Raw genomic sequence first — 20,687 nt, forward strand, 5'->3', positions numbered from 1 at the left:
CCCCCCCCCCCCCCCCCCCCCCCCCCCCCCCCCCCCCCCCCCCCCCCCCCCCCCCCCCCCCCACCCCCCCCCCCCCCCCCCCCCCCCCCCCCCCCCCGCCCCCCCCCCCCCCCCCCCCCGCCCCCCCCCCCCCCCCCCCCCCCCCCCGCCCCCCGCCGCCCCCTCCCGGCGGGCCCGCCGCGGCGGGCCGCCCCCCGCCCCCCCCCCCCCCCCCCCCCACGCCCGTGCCGAGCCTTATTCAGCGTGCGCCAGAGCGACCCGCTGCCTCTCGGTATCGATATCGAGGATGCGCACCGTCAGAGTGGCACCGACCTGCGGTTCGGTGGACCACTCGGTGCGGTGCAGCAATCCGTGAATTCCTGGAGCGACCTCCAGGAACGCGCCGAACGGCGCGATCTGCACGACAGTGGCCTCCAGCACTCCGCCCCGAGCGTGTGCGGCGACGAAGTCCGGCCATCCGCGCTGCGGTGATTCCGAATGGGACATGTGTTTCACCTCCTTCCGGCGTCCCTGTAGTGACATGGGATTCGCGAAGAAGGCGGCGGGCCCCTGGCCCGCCTGATGATCACAGCGCGGCCGGGTAACCGTTCTGTGTGCGGCGTGTCGCCGACCCGGCAGTCATGGCGACGACCATAACCCAGCGCGAAGCGGCACGGCAAGATCAAGAGCCGGAGAACAACGAAAAGCACAGTCCATCACGGACTTTGGGCGAATAGATCAGCGGTCGATTTCCGCCCAGAACGCGCAGTCGTGCCTGGCGGCGAAATCGTCCGTCATCACGCTGCCGGTCGCCCGCATGAGCAGAGCGGATCCATCGGGGCCGTTTCCCGTCGACGCCGGCCAGGGCTGCCATTCGGGGGAACCCGGCGCGTTCGGGTCACCGGTGTGGGCGAAGGTGGTCCACCATCGCTGCATCTGCGCGGCGAAAGCGGCGGACGCGCCGGTCCAAGGAATCGGCACGCCCATGAATCTGGTCAACAGATAGTAGAGCTCGGCGGAGTGAAAGGCGCCGGGCAGAACCGGATTGGCGGCACCGAGCGGCGCCTGATCGAATTCGTACTGCCACAGTGGATGTCCGGCATCGCGCGCCGTTCGGCTGGTGGACATGGTGGGACAGGCGAGCTCGCTGTCGGTGATCACCGCGACCTGGGCTGCTGCCGGTGACGGGAATCGGTCCAGCGGATATCGGGCCAGGACGCGGTCCGCGTCGGCGCCGAAGGACCGGCGCACGAAACGCTCGTAGCTCGCCGCGTCCGGGATGTGGCCGCGGGCATAGTCGGTTTCGGCGACGATCAACGCACCTTCCGCGGTGGTGGTCCCGATGAGGATCGGCGCTTTCCTCGGATCCCCCACCAGGCCCTCGTCGAGTGTCCGAGTGATGACGACGCCGTCGATGGCGGGAAACCAAATGGGATTCTCCCCCTCGGATCGGGCGATCGGCGAGTCCAGGAGTCTCGATACGGGCAGTGCGCGCAGGCAGGCCAGCCGGCTCGCGGCGTCGCCGCATCCGACGCTGTCCGCATAGCGCTGCGAGCGCGCGAAAGCGTCGGCACGATCGCTCGGTGCCAGGGGCGCTTGGGCACAGGGACCGCTCTGGATGATCGCCTTGGCGAACAGGGCGTCGGAGCCGGGTGCGGCGAAGTGGGTGCAGACACTGACGGCGCCGGCCGACTCCCCGAAGATCGTGATGTTGTCCGGATCGCCGCCGAAGACGTGGGCGTTGTCGCGCAACCAGCGCAACGCGGCTTGCTGATCCTGGATGGCGACCGTACCGGTGGCGCCGCCGGATTCGGCCGCGAGCTCGGGCAGTGCCAGGAAGCCGAACGGTCCGAGGCGGTAGTTGGGGATGGCCACGACGACGTCGCCATCCGCGGCCATCCGGGTGGGACCGTCGTATTCGGTGTTGGAGCCGTCGAGATAGCCGCCACCGTGGAAGAACACCATGATCGGCCGCGCGCGGTCGCGGTCGCCGTCCGGCGCGTAGACATCGATGGTCAGGCAATCTTCGCCGGTAGGCGCGAGCGACGGTATGCCGGGCAGGTATCCCGTCTGCGGACACTGCGGCCCGTGGTCGCGCGCAGGGCGCACGCCGGGCCACGGCGACACGGGGCGCGGCGGCGCGAACCGCGCTTCGCCCCCGGTGGGCGCGGCGAACGGGATGCCGAAGTATTCGGTGATCCCGTCGACGGCGCGGCCGGAGATCGCGCCGCCGGTCACCACCACATCCAGCGGCGGCGACGCGACCACGGGCGCCGGAGCACCCGCGAACCACGTACCGGCGGCGACCGTCAGAGCGGTCGCGGTTCGCACGATCGAGCGAATCATGGCTGTGCCCTACCTCCGATGCGAGCGCTACGGTCGGCGGCGAGGCAGGCGGCCTCGTCCACCGCGGTAGCCGGCATCGATCGGCTCGGCGTGCACCCTCGGATCAGGAGTCGACCGGACGCACGCGGCGGGAACCGAATCGCCGCTCGAACCCTTCACCTGGCAGTCACACGTGTACGGCGCCCGTGAACCCTCCTGGCCGACTGCGTCGACGGCGTTCGAACAACACCCGACAGCGGACGCCGTGCCCGGCCCTCATCGTCCATCCAACCCGCGGAAAGTCGCCGTTACCGATTGAGCTGCGGCAATGGCACCCGGCTGATGCTACAGCGGTCCGGTGCGCGTCGCGGTACAGACGCAGCCGTTCCGGTCGCCGCGGACCGGTGGCCACCGTCGGTACGCGTCCGACCGGCGACAGCCGAGTCGCGCGTCAGCTGTCGGCGAGCAACGCGAGTTCCTCGGCAAGAATCTCGAGCGTGTCGCGGATCTGGTCTTCGGTATGGCAGGCGGTGACGAAGAACCGCAGGCGCGCCAGATTCTCCGGCACCGCCGGGTACAGGATCGGGTTGACGTTGACGCCGCGGCGCAGCAGCGCGTTCGACAGTTTCAGCGTCTTCAGCGAGTCGCCGACGATGCACGGGACGATCGGTGTGTCATGGCTGTCGCCGGTGTCGATGCCCGCCTCCCGGGCCAGTCCCAGGAACAGCCGGGAATTGTGGCGTAGGCGTTCCAGCGGTTCGCCGTCGGACCGCATCTGCAGGATCGCCGCGGCCGAGGCGGCGGCGTTCATCGGCGTCATGCCGACGCTGTAGACGAACCCCGGAGTCGTGTATTTCAGGAATCGGATCAGCTCCGCGCTGCCCGCGACGTACCCGCCGCATCCGGCGAGCGCCTTCGACATCGTTCCCGACCACAATTCGACATCGTCGCGGGCGACGCCGAAGTGTTCGCCGATGCCCCCACCGCCCGCGCCGAGCACACCGATGCTGTGCGCCTCATCGATCATCAACAGCGCCTTGTGCTTCTTCTTGACCGCGATGATCGCGGGCAGGTCCGGAATGTCGCCGTCCTGGCTGTAGACGCCTTCGATCAGGATCAGCACCCGCCGGTACCGGCCGCGGATCTCGGTCAGCAGTTCGTCGAGGGCGGCGTGGTCGTTGTGCGGGAACGGGCGGCGGGTCGCGCCCGACAGCTTGCAGCCCTGCACGATGCTGTCGTGCGCGAGGCTGTCGTGGATCACCAGGTCCTCCGGGCCGACCAGGTGCCCGATGATCGTGACGTTCGTGGAGTGGCCGCCGACCAACGCGATAGCGTCCTCGGTGCCGAGCAGGCCCGCGATTTCGGTCTCGAGTTCGCGGTGCACCGGTTTCTCGCCGGAGAGGATCCGGCTGGCCGAGCACGAACTGCCGTAGCGCGCCACGGCTTCCTGCACGGCGGCGACGACCGCCGGATGACCGGACAACCCCAGATAGTTGTAGCTGGAGAAGTTGAGCACCGACGTGCCGTCTACGACGGAGGTGTCCCGCGTGATGCCGTCGTTGATCAGGAAGTAGGGGTTGGACAGACCGAGCGCTTCGACGCCGGAGAACCGGTCGGCGATCGCCTTGACCTCCCCGAATTCCGAGATCCGGTACTCCGGCTCGACGACCGTGTGCCGGGGTTCGGTCGACTCGGCGGCCATGGCTTGCGCGCTCTGCGGCGGAATGGTCGCACCCGCCGAGGTCGTGACATGGGTGACGACGCCACCGAGCGTCGTCGTTGGCGTGAACCGAGCCGGGTCGATGGTCGCCGCGGGTAGTTTGCGAACCAGCGCGGCGATCAGGTCGGTCACCATGAGGGAGTCGAATCCCAGGTCGGCGCCGAGGGTTTGGGCATCGCGGAGCCGATCGGCCGGGAATCCGCTGACCCTCGCGCATTCCGCGCGAACGACGGCCGCGACCGCTTCCGGTGCGGGCGGCGGCTTCGCGGTGGTCGTCGGCACCGGGATCTGCTGCCGCACCGTCGGCTCCGTCAGGGACGCGGCGCCCGCCCGCTGCTCTCCGGGCGCGCCGACGAGACTCGCCAGGACGGCGTTCTGTTCCCGGAAGAGTGCGATCAACTGGTCCATGGAGGTTTCCTCGGCTTGCGTGGATCGGGAAGGCGTGGTGGATGGGTCGACCCAGAATCGCTGGTCGGTGGCGAACTCGTAGCCGGGCAGCCTCCGGCGCACGCGCTGCGCGGGTTCGTAGAGCCGGTCCCAGTCGGGGTCGAGTCCGTCGCGGTACAGCGCGGCGACGACGTCTGCGAATTCGCCGCCGGTCGCGCCGGGGCCGGGGCTCGGCGTCAGGCAGCGCGGCGCCAGATCCGGACGGATCCGGCCCACCAGCGCGGCGAGGACGCGGCGCGGCCCGATCTCGATCACATGGCTCGGATCGGTGCCGAGCGCGGCCTCGACCGCCTCGCCGAAGCGCACTGTGGCGCGAACGTGTTCGGTCCAGTAAGTGGCGTCCATCGTCTCGTTCGCGTCGAGCAGGCGACCGCGCACTGTCGAATAGAGCGGCAGAACCGGTGTCCGATAGGCGCATTCGCGGGCGACCGCCTCGAACCGCTCCACCATGGGTTCCATCAGCGGGCTATGGAAGGCGTGCGATACGGTGAGCGGCCTGGTTCCGACCCCACGCGCCGCGAGCGCCTCCCGCATGCGGACGATCGCCGGGGCGGCGCCGGACAACACGATCTCCCCCGGACCGTTGACGGCTGCGATCGCGACGTCCGTTCGGCCGGAGAGCATTCCGGCGACTTCCGCCGGGTCCGCTCGCACGGCGAGCATCGCGCCGCCCTCCGGGAGCTGCCGCATCAGCTCGCCTCGTGCGACGACGAGACGGCAGGCGTCGTCCAGGTCGAACACGCCCGCCACTGCCGCCGCCGCGAACTCGCCGATGCTGTGTCCGATCACCCAGGCCGGACGGACGCCGGTGCGGGCGAGCGACTCGGCCAAGGCGTACTCCATCGCGAAGATCGCCGGTTGCGCCAGTTCGGTGCGGTCGATCTCGGTGTGCTCGTCGAGCATCAGCTCGCGCACCGACCGGCCGAGATGGGCCGCCATGACCTGGTCGACCTGCTCCAGCGCGTGCCGGAACAGCGGGACGGCCGCGTCCAACACGCGTGCCATGCCCGCGAATTGCGAACCTTGGCCGGTGCACATCCAGCCGACGCCGACCGGCCGCACCACCCCGGTCTCCGCACCGTCGCGCAGCCGGGCGATCGCGGCGTCGCGATCGGCCGCGGCGACAGCGAGCCTGGCGCGACCGGAGGACTTGATTCGGTTGCTGGTCCAGCAGACTTGCGCGAACTGGTCCTGTGGCATGGCCGCCAAGGCATCGGCAAGGCGATAGGCATTGCGCCGCAAGCCTTCCGCGTCGGTCGCCGACAGGGTGAGCACTCCGCCACCGGGCGTCCCTGACGTTCCGGTGAGGGGCGGGCTGCCCAGCACGACATGGGCGTTCGTGCCGCCGAGGCCGAAACTGCTGACTCCGCCGTAGCCGGGACCGTCCAGCGGCATCGCGTCGGTGAGCAGACGCAGACCCTGCTGACTCATCCGCAGCCGCGGATTCTCCTGATCTGCGAACCGCGACGGCGGAACGACACCGTGCCGCAGGCTGAGGGCCACCTTGATCAGGCCCGCGACGCCCGCCGCGCCCTCGGTGTGACCGAGATTGCCCTTGATCGAACCGATTCCGCACGGCCGCGACCGGTTGCGCCCGTGCAGTTGCCCCAGCGCCTTGACCTCGATCATGTCGCCGAGCACCGTTCCGGTGCCGTGCGCCTCGAGGAAATCCACCTGCTCGGGCCGTACCCCGGCACGCTCGCACGCCTCCCCGATCACCTGCTGCTGCGCCCACCGGTTCGGCGCCGTGATGCCGTTGCTCCGCCCGTCGGAATTGACCGCGCTGCCCTTGATCACCGCGTAGATCGGCAGGCCGGCCGCCTGCGCGTCGGCGAGCCGCCGGAGCACGAGCACCGCGACGCCCTCGCCGCGCACGATCCCGTCGGCGCTGCCGCTGAAGGGCTTGCACCGAGCATCAGGAGCGGAGAGACCGGCCTGGGTGTAGAAGACGCCGACGGCGGGGGTGAGCACGAGGTTGACGCCACCGGCGACGGCCTGGTCGCACTCGCCGGAAGCCAGCGCGCCGCAGGCGAGGTGGATCGCGACCAGCGACGACGAGCAGGCCGTGTCGACCGCGACACTCGTTCCTCTCAGGTCGAACTGGTAGGACAGCCGGTTGGCGGTCATGAAGTAGCCGTTGCCGGAGCCGTGCTGCGGCGTGATCGCGGCGTAGTCGCTCATCTGCAGGTTGGCCCATTCGTTGGCCATCACGCCGACGAACACCCCGGTCCGCGAACCGGCCTGGCCGCGCGGGTCGAGTGTGGCGTCTTCGAAGGCCCGCCAGGTGGCTTGCAGCAGCAATCGCTGTTGCGGGTCCATCGCCTCGGCTTCGCGCGGGGGGATGCCGAAGAACTCGGCGTCGAACGCGTCCGCGTCGTCGAGGAAGCCGCCGCCGCGAGTGTTGATGGTGCCGGGCGCACCGGCCGGGTCGTGGAAGTCGGCGGCGTTCCAGCGGCTCGCCGGGACCTCGGAGATCGCGTCACGTCCGTCGATCAGCAGCCGCCACAGCGCGGCCGGATCGGGTGCTTGGGGGAATCGGCAGTCGATGCCGACGATGGCGATGTCGGTCATGCGGCGAGGGTGAATTCGGCGGCGAGGTAGGCGGCGATATCGGCGATGGTCGGGTACTCGAAGACCAGGATCGGGTCGACCTCGCGCGACCATCGGTCCTCGATCTCACCGCACAGGTTCACCGCCGAGACGGAGTCCAGGCCGAGCTCGGCGAGCGGGACGGACGGATCCACCTCGTGCGGTGCGCGCTCGGTGTAATCCGCGACGCGCTCCACGAGCCAATCCTCGATCGTCTTCGGGCGAACAGTGATGGCGCTGAACATGTTTCAGGCTCCTCGGCGGGTTTCGATCAATCAGACGGTCATGGATCGGCTCAGCGCCGGTTCGAGATCCTCGTGCAGCACATTCGCGACGCGGCCCTGGAGAAACGCCTTCCGCATCGAGCTGCGCCGGACCTTCCCACTGGTAGTGCGGTGCACCGACCTGGGCGCGACGAGAACGACACTCGGCGCGGGTACGTCGAACCTGCGAGCGATCGCCGACTTGATCGTCGAGGTGAGTTGGGCGAGGGTGGTGTCGCCTTGCAGCGCCGTCTTGACACCCTGGAGCACGACAAGCCTCTCCCGGCCGCTCGCATCGACGGATATGGCGACGCCTGCACTGTCCGCGAACGCCGGATGCAACTCGCCGATCATCCCCTCGATATCCTGGGGATAGACGTTGCGTCCGTTGACGATCAACAGATCCTTCAGGCGGCCCGCGACGAACAACTCGTTGTCACTCAGCAGACCGAGATCACCGGTGCGCAGAAACGGCCCCTCGGTGCCGAGGTAAGCCTCGAAGGTTTCGCGGGTCTCCTCTGGGCGGTTCCAGTAACCGACGGCGACACTGCCGCCGCGAATCCAGATTTCGCCGACGGTGTTCTCCGGCAGCTGTTGCCGCCGGTGCGGGTCGACGATCCGGATATCGAGACCACGGGCCGCGTGTCCGCAGCCGACGAGCCGAGTTTCGTGGCCGATGTCGAGGAAGACCGGCGCCGAAGGGGCGGTTCGGCCGCTGGCGAGCAGCGTCACCTCGGCCAGGCCGTAGGCCGGCCGGAATGTCGTCGGCCGCCAACCCACGGGCGCGAACCGTTCGAGCACCGCCGTCATGGTCCGCTCACGGATCGGTTCGGCGCCGCTGAGCGCGATCTCGAGCGTGCTGAGATCGAGATCGGCCAACTGCTCGTCGGTTACCCGGCGCGCGATCAGGTCGTAGGCGAAATCGGGTGCGGCGGTGAAGGTCCCGCGATACTTGTCGATGGCACGCAGCCAGCGCACCGGGCGCTTGAGGAACGTCGTCGGCGCCATGAACACCAGGTTCGCGCCGGCGTATACCGCCCCCAGCAGCAGCCCGATCAGACCCATGTCGTGAAAGTGCGGAAGCCAACCGACGCCGGTGCCGGCATCGTTCATCCCGCCCGCTGCGATGGCGGCCTCGTTGTGCATGAGATTGCCGTGGGTCACGACAACGCCTTTGGGTGTGCCGGTTGAGCCGGACGTATATTGCAGGAAGGCGATCGTGGCGGCGTCGATGGCGGGCATCCGCCACGCGTCGGGCTCACCGAGCGGACCGTCGGCCGCGACTACGGTCACGGGCGCAGCCGCTTCGACCAGCGGCTGGAAGTGCGCGGTCGTGAGTACCAATCGGGCGCCGGAATCCGCGATCACACTTGCCAGCCGTCGCGTGCTGTTCGCATCGTGCGGCACGGGCGCGGGAACTGCCACGACCCCGGCGTACAGGCACCCGAGAAACGCCCGTAAGAAGGCCATACCGTCGAGATAGAGCAGCACGACCGGCTCGACCGACTCCGGACGGCCCGCGAGCCAAGCCGCGAACGCTCTGGCGTCACGGTCGAGTTCACGGTAGGTGCGGATCTCCTCGCTGAGCTCGAGCCCGGCCTCACGAAGATAGGTGTATGACCTGGCATCCCCATATTCGGCAACCTGTTGCCTCATGTGGTGAACGAAAGTCGGCTGCATCTCGTGGTTCCTTCGTAGCGATCGGCATCGGGAGTTCGGCTACTACTGTGCGCTGGCCATAACCGCAGAACCAGGGACCGCAGGGAGCGCCCGGCAAACCCACAGGGTGGCATCGTGACACCCCTGGGGTGGTGGTATTCCCGCGCCGCCGTGTAGATAGCTGCCGATCTGCTGACCGCACATATCCGTGACCGGCCGAGGACCGCCGCAACACTAGTTGCTTAGCGCAAGCAATCACTCTATAGTTGCATAGCGCAAGCAACTTATCTCGTCTGGAGCGGCCATGGCAGTCTCGTCCGATACGGCTCATGGGCGGGCCCGCCTGATCCGGGCGACGGATGATGGCCGCGATCTGCTGCGCCGAGGCTCGCACGGAGGCGGGACACGCGAGTGCCGCACAGCAGGACGCCAAACAACCGGCTCTGCTGGACTGAGTCGCGGATACGGGTAGAGCCCCGAAGCCTTCGGGGCTCTACGCGTCTGTCACCAGTGCCAACTCAGCAGGGCGGACGCTCGGCGGAGCGCAAATCGACGGTCGTCGCAGAGGTCAGGGCGACGGCCAGGCAGCGCAACTCCCCCGGTATCAGTATCGATCGGATCGCGCCCTGGAAACACTCGAGCATCGCGCCGTCGGACCACCGCACGTCGTAGCGGTACCAGCACCGACCCGCGCCGCCGGCGCGCTGGACGTCCCGCTCGACCCGCACGGCCAGTTCGGCGAGCGCCGCGCGAACCTGACCGGGCGCGCCGGTGCTGGCGATCTTCCACCACGGCCGATTGAAGTAACCTGGCTCGGAGATCTCGACCAGGTAGAGCAACGGCATCCCCACGACGTCGGAGGCGGTCATACCGCTCAGACTGCCGCAAAACGGACTGGACAGATGGGTGAAACGCCGGGCGTCATCAATGCGAGACCTACCGCCCGGCGCTGACCGCGTCAGGAGCCGACGCGGTCGAGCAACCAGCGTGGACCGACCGCATCCGCGCTGTGAACCGCCACGCGATCACGCAGTCCCCGGTCCGCCGTCACCACGGTGATCGGACGGCGGCCGTCCTGCGCACGAGCCGCGGCCACCACACCGACGATGGCGTCGTCGCCCGAACCGTCCGCCCGCACCACCCGCACGCCGCCGACCTCCGGGTCCGCCGCATCGACCGCGGTCTTCGCCGCTCCCTCGAGCACCACGATCACCTCGGTGCGTTCCGCCAGACGTTCCGGCAGTCCGGCAATCCGCTCGAGCAGTCGCCGAGCGGCACCCGGGCGGTCGCGCCACCATCCGTCGGGTCGTGAACCGATGACATTCGCGGCGTCCACCACGATCAACCGAACGCCCTCCGCCGTCACCCCCTCAGTCTCCTCCCACGGTGAGCACCGCATCGGCGGCGGATTCGGCTCCCTCCGGCCGCGCCGCTCGCACCGCGGCGAGGGCGTTGATCCTGCCGTACCCGTACTTGTCGCTGTGGCCGTCGGACCCGTAGCCGCCACCCTGCGGATCGATCTTGTCGCAGGCGCCTTTCAGCAGGTTCTTCACCTCGACCCAGGACAGCCCGGGATTCACCGACAGCATCAGGGCGACTGTCCCGGCTGCTCCCGGGCAAGCGCTGGACGTACCACCGAAGTCGTTGGTGTAGTCGCCCGCCGCGTCGCCCGACGCCGTCGTGCCGGGGTTGTAGCCGTCGGCACCGTGCCGGTCCACCGTCCAGATTCCGGGCGTGAGCGGGGCGGGATGCCCGAACGGGCGGTGCCCGATGTCGCTGCTGGGGAACGCACACCACACCGCTTTGCCGAAATCGCTGTACACGCTGCGCTTACCGGTGTCGTTGCAGGCCGCGACGGCGATGACCTTCGCGAAACCGGCATAGCCGTCGTTGTCGACGGACTCGTTGCCGTTGCCCGCCGCGAACAGCACCACACAGCCCTTGCCGCCGCGTCCGCTGGTGACGGCGTGCTCGATTGCCAGCCTGGTGCTCGCGGGCAGCGCCACGACCCGGTTGTGCGCCGGATCGCCCGGCTGGAACCATGCGCCGTCGGCCGGGCCCCAGCTGCACGAGATGACGTCCGCGCCGTGGTCGGCGGCCCACTGAAAGGCGTCCGCCTCGGCTTGCGAACCGAGCCCGGAGGCGAGCCGGATCGGCATCAGCCGGGCTTCCGGCGCTACTCCGGATGCCCCGGCCGCGCCGTTGGCGCAGGCCACGCCCGCGCACGCGGTGCCGTGATTGTCACCGTTGTCGGGGCCGGTTCCGAAACTGTCCTTCGGGCGCGGATCGCCGGTCTTCGCCGTGACGTCCCGTGGCGCGATGATCTTGGCGGCACCGGCGAATTCGGGATGGTCGATGTCGATGCCGTCATCGATGATCGCGATCGTCACCCCGGCCCCTCGGGTGATCGCGTGGGCGGCTTCCACTCCGGCATGCGCGTCGATCGTGACACCGCCGATGGTGGTCTTCTTCAGATGCCACTGCTGGGGAAAGATGGTCTTCTTGGCGCGGCTGCGGATCAGCTCGGGATGGCAGTACTCGACGTCGTCGCGATTCAGCAGCGCGGCGGCGATGTCGAACACCTGTTGGCCGGTGCCCTCCGTTGCCGCCGTGAAGTACGCATTGTTCGCGTACGAAACCTCTTGCTTCACAGTAAGATTCGCAGCTTCGAGCACAGCGAGACAATGCTCCCGATCGACGCGGTCGACGAACTTCACGAAGATGTTCTCCGTATAGAGCACCGGTTCCCCGGTGCCAGGATCCACCAGGACGTGCCCGGCGAACCGCACCTCCGGCGCGGCGTCGAGCACCGGCTTGCGCTGCTCCACCGATCTCGATCCCGCGGGCAGCCGGTAGACCTCCACCCCCGCCTCCGGGTAGGCCTGCACCAGTGTCGCGTCGTCGAGTTCGGCGCCGAGCGGGGTCCGCACCGACCCTGATTGCCGCCGGATCCCGCGACCGCTGTGCGTGCGCACCACGATCAGATCGGGACTCTGCGCCAGCTCGAAACCAGGATCGTCCTTCGTACCGAAATTCGCCGTGGGCACCATGATCTCCTTCGCCGTGGGGACCGAAGCACCAACTATGAACCAAAACTGCGGCCACCGCGGAAACACGGAGTAGAGCGACACTCTCGTGTCGGCGGCTCCCGCCTCGGCAGACCCATGGAATCCGCAGACGTCGCGCCCGGGACTTCTCGCCGTGGATCCGGACCGGTACGCGAATCCACGGCGAGAGACGACGGGTCACGCGGGCAGCCGCGCGACGGGTCAGCGGAAGGCCCGCCGGTACTCCTGCGGCGTCACCCCCACGGTCTTGCGAAAGACCTTCCGGAATGCGGCCACCGAAGGAAATCCCGTTCGAACGGTGATGCACTCCATCGTCAGAATGGTCGTCTCGAGCAACACCTGCGCCCTGCGCACCCGGGCGGTCTGGAGCCACTCGTTCGGCGTCATCCGGACCTGCTCGTGGAAGCGCCGGATCAGCGTGCGCTTGCTGACTCCGGCTCGTTCCGCGAGATCCAGCACGGTGATCTGCTCACTGAGCATCATCTCCGCCCACTCCAGTGTGGGATTGATGGACTTGCTGTCCGCCTCCGAGCGCGGACGTTCCACGATGAATTGCGCTTGTCCCCCGTCGCGGGTCAGCGGCATCACCGACAACCTGGCGGTATCCGCCGCCACCGCGGTCCCGTAATCCGTGCGCACCATATGGAGGCACAGATCCAACCCGGCCGCGGCGCCGGCCGAAGTCAGGATGCTCCCGTTGTCCACGTAGAGCACCGTGGGATCCACTCGAACGCGCGGATAGCTCCTCGACAATTCGGTAGCGGCCATCCAATGCGTCGTCGCGCGCTTTCCGTCGAGCAACCCCACCGAGGCGAGGGTGAACGCGCCCAAGCAGATCGATGCCACCCTCGCACCGCGCTCATGGGCGCGCACCAACGCCTTTCGCAACCGATCCGGTATCTGCGACCGATAACTCATCGCTCCCGGCACGACGATGGTTTCGGCCTCGTCCTCGAGATAGTCGATTCCCCCGAGACATGAGATGTCGAAGAACTTCGACGGAACGTCCGACTGCACCCCGCAGACCTGAACCTCGTACGCCGCGGTGCCGTCTTCCTGCATGGCCCGCCCGAAGATTTCGAGCGGAACCGAGAGATCGAACGGAATCACGTCGTCGACGGCCAGAACAGCCAATGACCTCATGTCCTCGACCTAGTCGACCCGCTGCTGCGAGTCCGGTCCCGTCACCACCAACCCGGCTCGGATCAAGCGCTTCAGGGCTCGCCCTTGCAGCACCGTCAACTGTGGCGCCAGCTCCGACCACCGGGCGGGACCACGGTTCAGCGTCTCCCACAGTTGCTCGCCACCGTCGCGCTCCAGGCACCGCACCTCGATGTCCGGGTCGGCCGCGGAGTAGATCCGATGGCAGGCAACGGCGTCGGCGAGCGGCGACGGCGCCGCGTCGCTGTTGGCGATGGGGTCCCGCCAGTAGGCGGCCAGTCCGTCGCGAACCACCTGCGGAATCTCGAACGGCGGCGACATCCCCTTGAAGCCGGGGATGTCCGCCGCCACGCCGGTGCGAATGCGTGCGTCCGGAGACAGCGCCACGATGTGGTCCTGCGCCAGTTCGACCGCGTCGGCCGCGGTGAAGGCCCGCAAGTACGGTCCTTCGTTGGCGAGATCGCGCGGATCTCGGGTGCCCTTGGTCATGATGTTCAGCAGGTCGGGCACCAGCGCGGTGTTCAGCAACGCCTGGAAGGTTCCCTCCGTCGCGTTGTCGGCTTCGACTCGCCTGCCTTCCGCGCTCCAGTAGGGGCTGTCCGGATGCGAGCGAGAGATCTCGTGGTACCACTGGTCGATACTCAGCGCCCAGGTCTCCGCCATCCCGCGCCACTCGACGTCGTAGTCCCGCCACAGATCTCGCTTGGACTGCTCGTCCAACTCCTGGTCGAACGTCTTGCGCAGGACCAAGGCGGCCGCCCACGCTTGCGTGACGGCGAAGGACATGCCGGAGGAGAAGAGCGGATCGACGAAGTACGACGCGTCCCCCACCGCCATCCAGCGATCCTCGTACGAGCCGAAGCATTCGCTGACCCTGGAATAGTTGGTGGCCGTCAGCATCTCGTCACGGATCGGCTCCGCGTTCGCCACCAGATCCTGGAGCACCGGAATCGACTTGATCGTCTTCAGGAAAATGTCCGGATCACGCAGATCCACCCGCGCGATCGACTCCGGATTGGTCACGACGCCGATCGACCACACCGTCTCCCGCACGCCGTCGACCAGCCGGGGCGTGGGGATATACCACACCCATCCGTGCTCGAACGCAACCGCGTAGATCGGGGACAGATCGTTCGCACGGAACACGTTCCAGTCCCCCGCCGCCCGCTGGGCGGGCACGCAATTGCGGTAGTGCGACCACACGGCTACGTTGCGGTAGTCCGAGAGCCACTGCTTGTCGCGCTGCGACCCGCGGGCGGCCACTTGATTCGCCCGGCCGGAAGCGTCGACGAAATAGCGTGCCGTGACCTCGGTTCCGTCCTCCAGCACGACCGTGGCCCGGTCCGCGTCGGCGAGGAACCGCACCACCCGCACGCCCTGGAAGACGTGCGCGCCGCAGGACTCGGCGTGCTCGAGCAGCACGGTGTCGAATTCGGCGCGGTTGATGTGCACCGACCAGCGGTACACACCGTCGACCAGATAGTCCGAGTGCTCGAAGAAGCCGACGAACGGCCGCTCGGTGTCCCACTGGTAGATTCCGCCGAACTTCTGGATCCAGCACTCGCTCGCCAGCACCTTCTCGAGCGCGCCGCTGGCTTGCAGAACGGGGACCAGCGGGTGCGCACCCGATTCGCCGATGTGCTCGCGCGGGAACACCTCGCGGTCGAACACCGCCACACGCAGATCGGTGTCGCGGCAGAGCATCGCGGCGAGCGTGGACCCGGCGGGCCCACCACCCATGATGACGACGTCGTAGTCGTCCGCTGGTCCGGAGATTGAATTAGCCATTGATATTCCTCCCTGATGGCCGATTTCTCAGATGATCTGGATGCGCTGGAGGTGCCGCGAGACCGACCCGGTGAACGAGTTCCGGCCGTGCAGTAGAGCGTGGTTCTCGGCCACGACGATGTCGCCGGTCCGCCATTCGTGGGCGTAGCAGTAGCGGGCGTCGTGCAGCCGCTCGCGCAGGTCCTCCATGACGCGCACGCCGTCCTCAGCCGAGATGCCGTCGACGGTCAAGAACAGCGGATTGGCGTAGCGCGCGGGATCCAGGGGCTCGGCGTATCTGATCGTCGTCTCGCCGGTGGCCGGATGGGTGCCGAGCAAGGGCCATTCGGCCAGGCCGCCGTAGTGCGCGAGTTTGTCGGTGCGGTACGTGATCGAGGTGCGGGCCCACAGTTCTTTCAGGTCTTCCGGCGCGTCCCGATAGGTTTGGACGCTGTCGCAGAACACGGTCTCGCCGCCCGCGCCCTCGCCGCGCAGACATTGGAAGAGGAAGAATCGAGGCACCTGCTCGGCGAACGCGCCGTCCCAGTGGAACGGGACATCGCCTTTGTCGAACAGATAGTTGTCGGGAGTGTCCCGGACCACCAGATCCAGGATCGACCCGAAGTTCCATTGCAGGATCTCTCCCGCTGCCCGGCAATAATTTTCGAGTTCCTGCTTGCCGAGCAGGCCGAATCCGCGGAGTACGACCACTTTCGCATCCAGCGCCAGCGCGAGCAGTTCCTCGACCGGCACATCGGCGAGGGTTCGTCCTTCCGAACCGGACTCCACCAGGCGGCCGAACGGCCGCAGCGGCTCCCCCTCGAGCAGTACCTCGTTCAAGCTTTTCGTCATGTGTCTCCTCAGGTTCACTGTGTTTCGATCTCTGGTGTCCGTCCGAGGACGAAATGACTGGGGCGACTGTTGCGCCATACCAGACGAGCACCAAGCTCCTCGGCGTGCATCCGCTTGACCAGCGAGTAGTTCGTTCCGTCGTCGAGCACCACGCCGTGCCACGGAGTCAGCCAGCTGTCCTGGGTCCGCAGCAGATGGAAGCCGATCTTCTCGGAGTGATTCGTCTGCGGATGGATCGACAGCCGCACCGCGTCGGGGAAGATCTCTCCCATCAGACGGCTCCACGCCTGACTGCGCTGCACCACCGCGTAAGCGGTCTCCTTCGATCGGTTGCGCCGCTTCGTGGCCGACAGGTCGGGCAACAGCACGGCGTTGTCCTCGACCATGAACCGGTGTATTCCGTTGAACATGCGCCGGGCCGCGGGTTCCGTCCGGATCGCCTCGCGCAGCGCGTCGATGCCGTCGGAGTACTCGGCGAGCAGGCGGCGCCTGCGATCGTCCCAGGACATCTCCGGCATGGCGTCGCGCAGGCCGTACAGGCCGACGGAGCCGCCGCCGGTCGATCGGATGACGCGGCGGAGTTCGTCACCGTAGTCGTCCACGTGAACGTCCGGGATGCCAAGCGTGTCACTGAACACGTGGCCGTCGGAGCAGATGGTGACGATGGCGCCCGGCCGGTAGACGGCCGAGATCTGGTCACAGAATCCCTGCAGGGACTCGATCGCCAGAGTTTCCGCCATGTCGGGCAGCCGCCCCAGCGTCTTGCGGCGGTTGCGCGACTTCGCCGGGAACGCGGGGATGATGAAATGGACCGGCACGCCGGCATCGATGTATCGGATCACTTTGCTCAGGTGCGGCGCGAAGCAGTCCGCACAGGGAGCCACATCGCACAGCGACTTCTCCTCGGCACTGCGCCGACGGGCGAAGACCATGCGAAGGATCCGGGTGGCAACCGACTCGACGTCGTCGTCGGGTCTCGGGTGGGCTTGTGGTCGCTCGAGCTCCTGGAGTCGCTCGGAGCCGTTGTCGACAGTCGTACTCATCACTACCTTCCGGACACACAAAAAGAGCGCACGCAACCGGACGGCACAGAAAAATTCCCGCGATCAGCGCGGAGCGAGCCGTCGGCATCTGCTTGCGATCAGAACGTCGTGCTGGGATACGGATTCAGTGCCGAAATTCATTCGATACCCGAGAACCGCGAGCCCCGATGCTCACAGCCGGATCCGAATCACCTACCCCAATTGATCCAGCACCCCCCATGTTTTAAACGGTTCTGTGGTTTATAACACCAGGATAGCGCTGCCCGGACAGGGCGGCAACCATATTGTTTTCCATCGCAGGGAAGGCAATTCGGCGGTGCATGGCATCGCCACGCACCGCCGAACAGGTAATTCGATTGTTGCCGACAGTAAACCGAAGCGCCTAACTCGCCACCTTTTCCGCGACAACCGCGACGCGTTTCGGCCGGGCGAAGCGGCGCATCGCGGGAGATTCCACAAAGGTGAACAAAGACCATGCGGCGAGAATATTCAGGAAGAACAACGCGACGATCAGCGATACCGCGACCGGCGCGCTGAAGGTGGCGGCGTCCATCGTGCGGCGGACGTAGAACAGCGTCACGCCTTGACAGATGTAGAAGGCGAAGGAGATCTCACCGAGCCGCACCATGAGCCTGCTGGACAGGAACCGCGAGGCGCCGTCGAGGTCGGACTGGGCGGCGGACCCGATCAACAGCGCGAGGGGCACCGCGGTCGCCAGGACGAAGCCGACGTAGAACGGCGTGTACATCGCCACCACGTATCCCGCGACCACCGCTGCGAGAGACGCCCAGAGCGGCACCCGTATCCAGCGCCCCTCTTGCACTATCCGTGCCACGAACACGCCGAGGAAGAATTCGAACAGCCGCGACGGCGGAAAGAGATAGCCGAACCAGAGCTGCAATACGGGTATGGGTGTGAGCTCCGACTTCTCGGAACTCGGTATGACGAATGCGGTCAGCAGCACGATCACACAGATGCCGGCCACCATGGCGGCGGCGCAGTACCACAGGTATTTCGACTCGATGCGCAGTACGACCGGTATCAAGAACGGGAACAGAACATAGAAAAGGAGCTCACAGGACAATGTCCAGGACGGCGTGTTGACCCCCGCGTTGATGTAATTCTGCGGGAACCAGGCATGGATCAGGAATAAATTCGGCAGCCATGCCTTCCACGGCGTGATAGCCGCCGCGAACAACACCATCGAGGCCACCCACAGCGTCAAGTGATTGGGAAATATCTTGACCACTCGCCGCCGAATGAACTGCAATTTGCTCGATCCCGGTTTCCACGACCAGGTCAGCACGAAGCCGCTCAAGACGAAGAAGAACGACACCCCGAGAAAACCCGCCTTGCCGACCACCCATGCCGCGTCGTAGGCGATATCCGGGTCGGCGAACAGATTGACCGGTTTGTAAGGCGGTATCGGCGAGGCGGGCAGCATCACATGGAAGACGAACACCGAGAACGCCGCGAAGAACCGCAGTCCGGTCAGGGACGGCAGCCGTTTGCGATTATCGACTTCCATCGCGATCAGCCCAGACCCACGACGAAGGGGAATTCCGGCCTGCCGCCCAGCACGAAGGCGCCGGTGGACTGGATCACCTGGTCGTGCGCGATGATGTGCCGCGCCATCGTGTTCGTGTCACGCAGCCAGATGTCCAGCGGATTCGGCCGGTAGATCGAATCGGTGCCGACGAGTTCGCACAGCCGGGTGAGGATGCGCTGCGCGGCGCGGAACGCGTTGGTCCTTGCCAAGGCGGTCGCGATCCGGAGATCGGTCGGCAAGTCCGCGAAACGCCTGTGGTCCAACGCGTTCCACAGCTCCTCCACCGTGTTGACGACAGCGCCGCGCGCGACGATGTACTCCATCTCGCACTCACCGAGCAGGTACTGGGCGCGGTAGTTGTCCGCCCACTTCTGACCGGTCGCGTTCACCGTCTTCCCCTCCGCCAGGCCGCGGACGTAGTCGAGGGCCGCACGGGCCGTGCCGAGCGGGACACCCGGCATGATGCGGGCCAGCGCCTCCGGTTCGGACAGCTTCCCGCGACAGCTCTTCCGTTCACTGAACGCGAAGGAATGGTGCTCCGGGACGAAGAGACCCTCGACCGCGTAATCGTTGCTGCCGCTGCCGCGCAAGCCCGTGGTGTCCCAGGTGTCGAACACGGCGACCTGATCGCGGGGCATGAAGAAGAGCCGGACGACCGGCGCGCCCTCCGCGGTCTCTTCCATGCGACCGCCCGATGTCACGAAAGCGCCGCCGATGACCAGGTCCGCGTGCATGATGGCGCTGCCGAACTTCCAACGCCCCGTCAAGCGATAACCGTTCGCCACCCGCTCGGCGCGGCCGGCCGGGAAGATCAGTCCCGCGGTGATCAGATCCTGGGTCGGCATCAGCTCCGCGACGGCCCGCTCGTCGAGATAGCCGGCGTAGATGCCGGTCGCGGCGCCGATCATGGCGCACCAGCCGGTGGCGGTGTCGCCGTAGGACAGCGCCTCGACGACCTCGAATTGCTCCAGCGACGTCAGGCCGGGGCCACCGATCTCCGCACTGAAACACATGCGGTACACACCGATCTCACGCAGCCGCTCGACGATGTCGGAGGGAAGCCTGCGCTCCGCATCGATCTCGCTGCGACGTGCCGCCAGATCGGGAACCAGCGAACGCACCGCGGTCAGCAGGGATGTCGCCGAAATTGTTGCTGCAGTCATTGCGGAACTCCTAAGCCAGAGAAGTTGCGTGCGGTCCCGGCCGCTCACGCTGGAGCAGTTCGATCGCCGAAGTGGTCTGCTCGGGACCGAGGGCCGAGTAACCGCCGTCCACGGTCCATTCGGCTCCGGTGACGAAGCTCGCCTTGGACGAGGCGAGAAACGCCGCGACTTCGCCGATCTCGCGTGCGTCTCCCGCCCTGCCCAGCATGTGGAACCGGGAGGCCACCGCATCGGTGCGGGCTCGGTCCCCTTCGGTGATCTCGTTCATCACGCGAGACCAGGTCCAGCCCGGCGAGACACTGTTCACCCGGATCCCGTCGCCCGCGTATTCCAATGCGAGACTGCGGGTCAGCTGCAACAACCCCGCCTTGCTGACCGGGTATCGAACGCGCCCGGCCTGAGCTACTCGCCCGCTGGGCGAGGTGAAGTTGACGATGGACCCCGCCGTGTCCCGCAGTCGGTTTCGGGCCTCTTCGCACAACATCGCCGTACCGACGACATTGGTGTTCAGCACCTCGAGCCACTCGGCCCGCGCATCTGCGCCAGGCCCGTCGTCACCGTAGACGCAGGCGATGTTGACCAGCGCGTCGATGCGTCCGTGCGCGTCGGCCGCGTCCGCGACGAACGACCTGACCGACGAATCGCTGCGCAGGTCGACGGGTACGAAGAGAGCGCGCTCGCCGATCTCGGCGGCCGCCTTCTCTCCCCCGTCCGTATCCAGGTCACCCAGTACGACATTCGCCGAATAGTCGGCGAAGACGCGAGCGACTTCGGTGCCGATGATGGTTGCCGCACCGGTTACGAGTACTGTCTTACCTTCGAACAACGTCGACTCCCCTCGGCTGCGCCCTCCGACCGGCGCAAGCCATGGATCGAAGTATTCCGAACGGAAAGAGCGACCAGCCAGTACCTTTCGCGACAGACATGCACACCTTTGCGCCAGCCCGCGCCGACACCCTCGCGAATGTGTCGTAGATCACTCTCGACTCTCGCTCGTCGGGCCGGTGCGATATCGTCTGAGCGCAGGCAGTCCATGTTTCGGGGGATTCACACTGCGGTCGACGCGTCACGGAAATACCCCGTGCGAGAATCGGATCCGCTC

Annotated in this window: 15 protein-coding genes; all 15 read right to left on the reverse strand. The window is 67.2% G+C overall.

What is annotated here, in order from left to right:
* Positions 1-234: 234 nt before the first annotated feature.
* Entirely contained in the window at positions 235-486 is a 252-nt protein-coding gene (locus tag ACL03I_RS31695; RefSeq protein ID WP_355076594.1) for a S1 RNA-binding domain-containing protein, read from the reverse strand.
* A gap of 231 nt (positions 487-717) precedes the next feature.
* Entirely contained in the window at positions 718-2,325 is a 1,608-nt protein-coding gene (locus tag ACL03I_RS31700) for a carboxylesterase/lipase family protein (RefSeq protein WP_412807665.1), read from the reverse strand.
* Positions 2,326-2,755: 430 nt separating this feature from the next.
* On the reverse strand, positions 2,756-7,042 hold the full coding sequence (locus tag ACL03I_RS31705; RefSeq protein WP_412807666.1) for a type I polyketide synthase: 4,287 nt from the start codon (positions 7,040-7,042) through the stop codon (positions 2,756-2,758).
* Positions 7,039-7,305 (reverse strand): acyl carrier protein, encoded by a 267-nt coding sequence (locus ACL03I_RS31710; RefSeq protein WP_356965404.1) that lies wholly within the window; start codon positions 7,303-7,305, stop codon positions 7,039-7,041. The genes ACL03I_RS31705 and ACL03I_RS31710 overlap by 4 nt, the downstream gene beginning before the upstream one ends.
* A gap of 30 nt (positions 7,306-7,335) precedes the next feature.
* A complete protein-coding gene (locus ACL03I_RS31715) occupies positions 7,336-8,979 on the reverse strand; it encodes a fatty acyl-AMP ligase (protein ID WP_412807667.1) in 1,644 nt (547 codons plus the stop codon).
* A gap of 521 nt (positions 8,980-9,500) precedes the next feature.
* Entirely contained in the window at positions 9,501-9,851 is a 351-nt protein-coding gene (locus ACL03I_RS31720; protein WP_355076603.1) for a hypothetical protein, read from the reverse strand.
* A gap of 89 nt (positions 9,852-9,940) precedes the next feature.
* Entirely contained in the window at positions 9,941-10,348 is a 408-nt protein-coding gene (locus tag ACL03I_RS31725) for a PIN domain-containing protein (RefSeq protein WP_355076605.1), read from the reverse strand.
* 4 nt (positions 10,349-10,352) lie between these two features.
* On the reverse strand, positions 10,353-12,029 hold the full coding sequence (locus tag ACL03I_RS31730) for a S8 family peptidase (protein ID WP_412807668.1): 1,677 nt from the start codon (positions 12,027-12,029) through the stop codon (positions 10,353-10,355).
* A 222-nt stretch (positions 12,030-12,251) separates the two neighbouring features.
* Positions 12,252-13,193, reverse strand: coding sequence for a GlxA family transcriptional regulator (locus ACL03I_RS31735; protein WP_355076609.1), 942 nt, complete (start codon positions 13,191-13,193; stop codon positions 12,252-12,254).
* Positions 13,194-13,202: 9 nt separating this feature from the next.
* A complete protein-coding gene (locus ACL03I_RS31740; RefSeq protein WP_412807669.1) occupies positions 13,203-14,999 on the reverse strand; it encodes an NAD(P)/FAD-dependent oxidoreductase in 1,797 nt (598 codons plus the stop codon).
* A 27-nt stretch (positions 15,000-15,026) separates the two neighbouring features.
* Positions 15,027-15,830, reverse strand: coding sequence for a TauD/TfdA dioxygenase family protein (locus ACL03I_RS31745; RefSeq protein WP_355076612.1), 804 nt, complete (start codon positions 15,828-15,830; stop codon positions 15,027-15,029).
* Between the two features lie 14 nt (positions 15,831-15,844).
* Positions 15,845-16,873, reverse strand: a complete 1,029-nt coding sequence (locus ACL03I_RS31750; RefSeq protein ID WP_412807670.1) for an L-tyrosine/L-tryptophan isonitrile synthase family protein — start codon at positions 16,871-16,873, stop codon at positions 15,845-15,847.
* Positions 16,874-17,255: 382 nt separating this feature from the next.
* The gene (locus tag ACL03I_RS31755; protein ID WP_356965413.1) at positions 17,256-18,401 is read right to left on the reverse strand and encodes an acyltransferase family protein; all 1,146 of its coding nucleotides are present in this window, start codon (positions 18,399-18,401) and stop codon (positions 17,256-17,258) included.
* 5 nt (positions 18,402-18,406) lie between these two features.
* The gene (locus ACL03I_RS31760) at positions 18,407-19,585 is read right to left on the reverse strand and encodes an acyl-CoA dehydrogenase family protein (RefSeq protein WP_412807671.1); all 1,179 of its coding nucleotides are present in this window, start codon (positions 19,583-19,585) and stop codon (positions 18,407-18,409) included.
* A gap of 10 nt (positions 19,586-19,595) precedes the next feature.
* The gene (locus ACL03I_RS31765) at positions 19,596-20,411 is read right to left on the reverse strand and encodes an SDR family oxidoreductase (protein ID WP_364435732.1); all 816 of its coding nucleotides are present in this window, start codon (positions 20,409-20,411) and stop codon (positions 19,596-19,598) included.
* Between the last annotated feature and the right edge of the window lie 276 nt (positions 20,412-20,687).

Source organism: Nocardia sichangensis, from assembly GCF_047200615.1.
GTDB classification, from domain to species: domain Bacteria; phylum Actinomycetota; class Actinomycetes; order Mycobacteriales; family Mycobacteriaceae; genus Nocardia; species Nocardia sichangensis.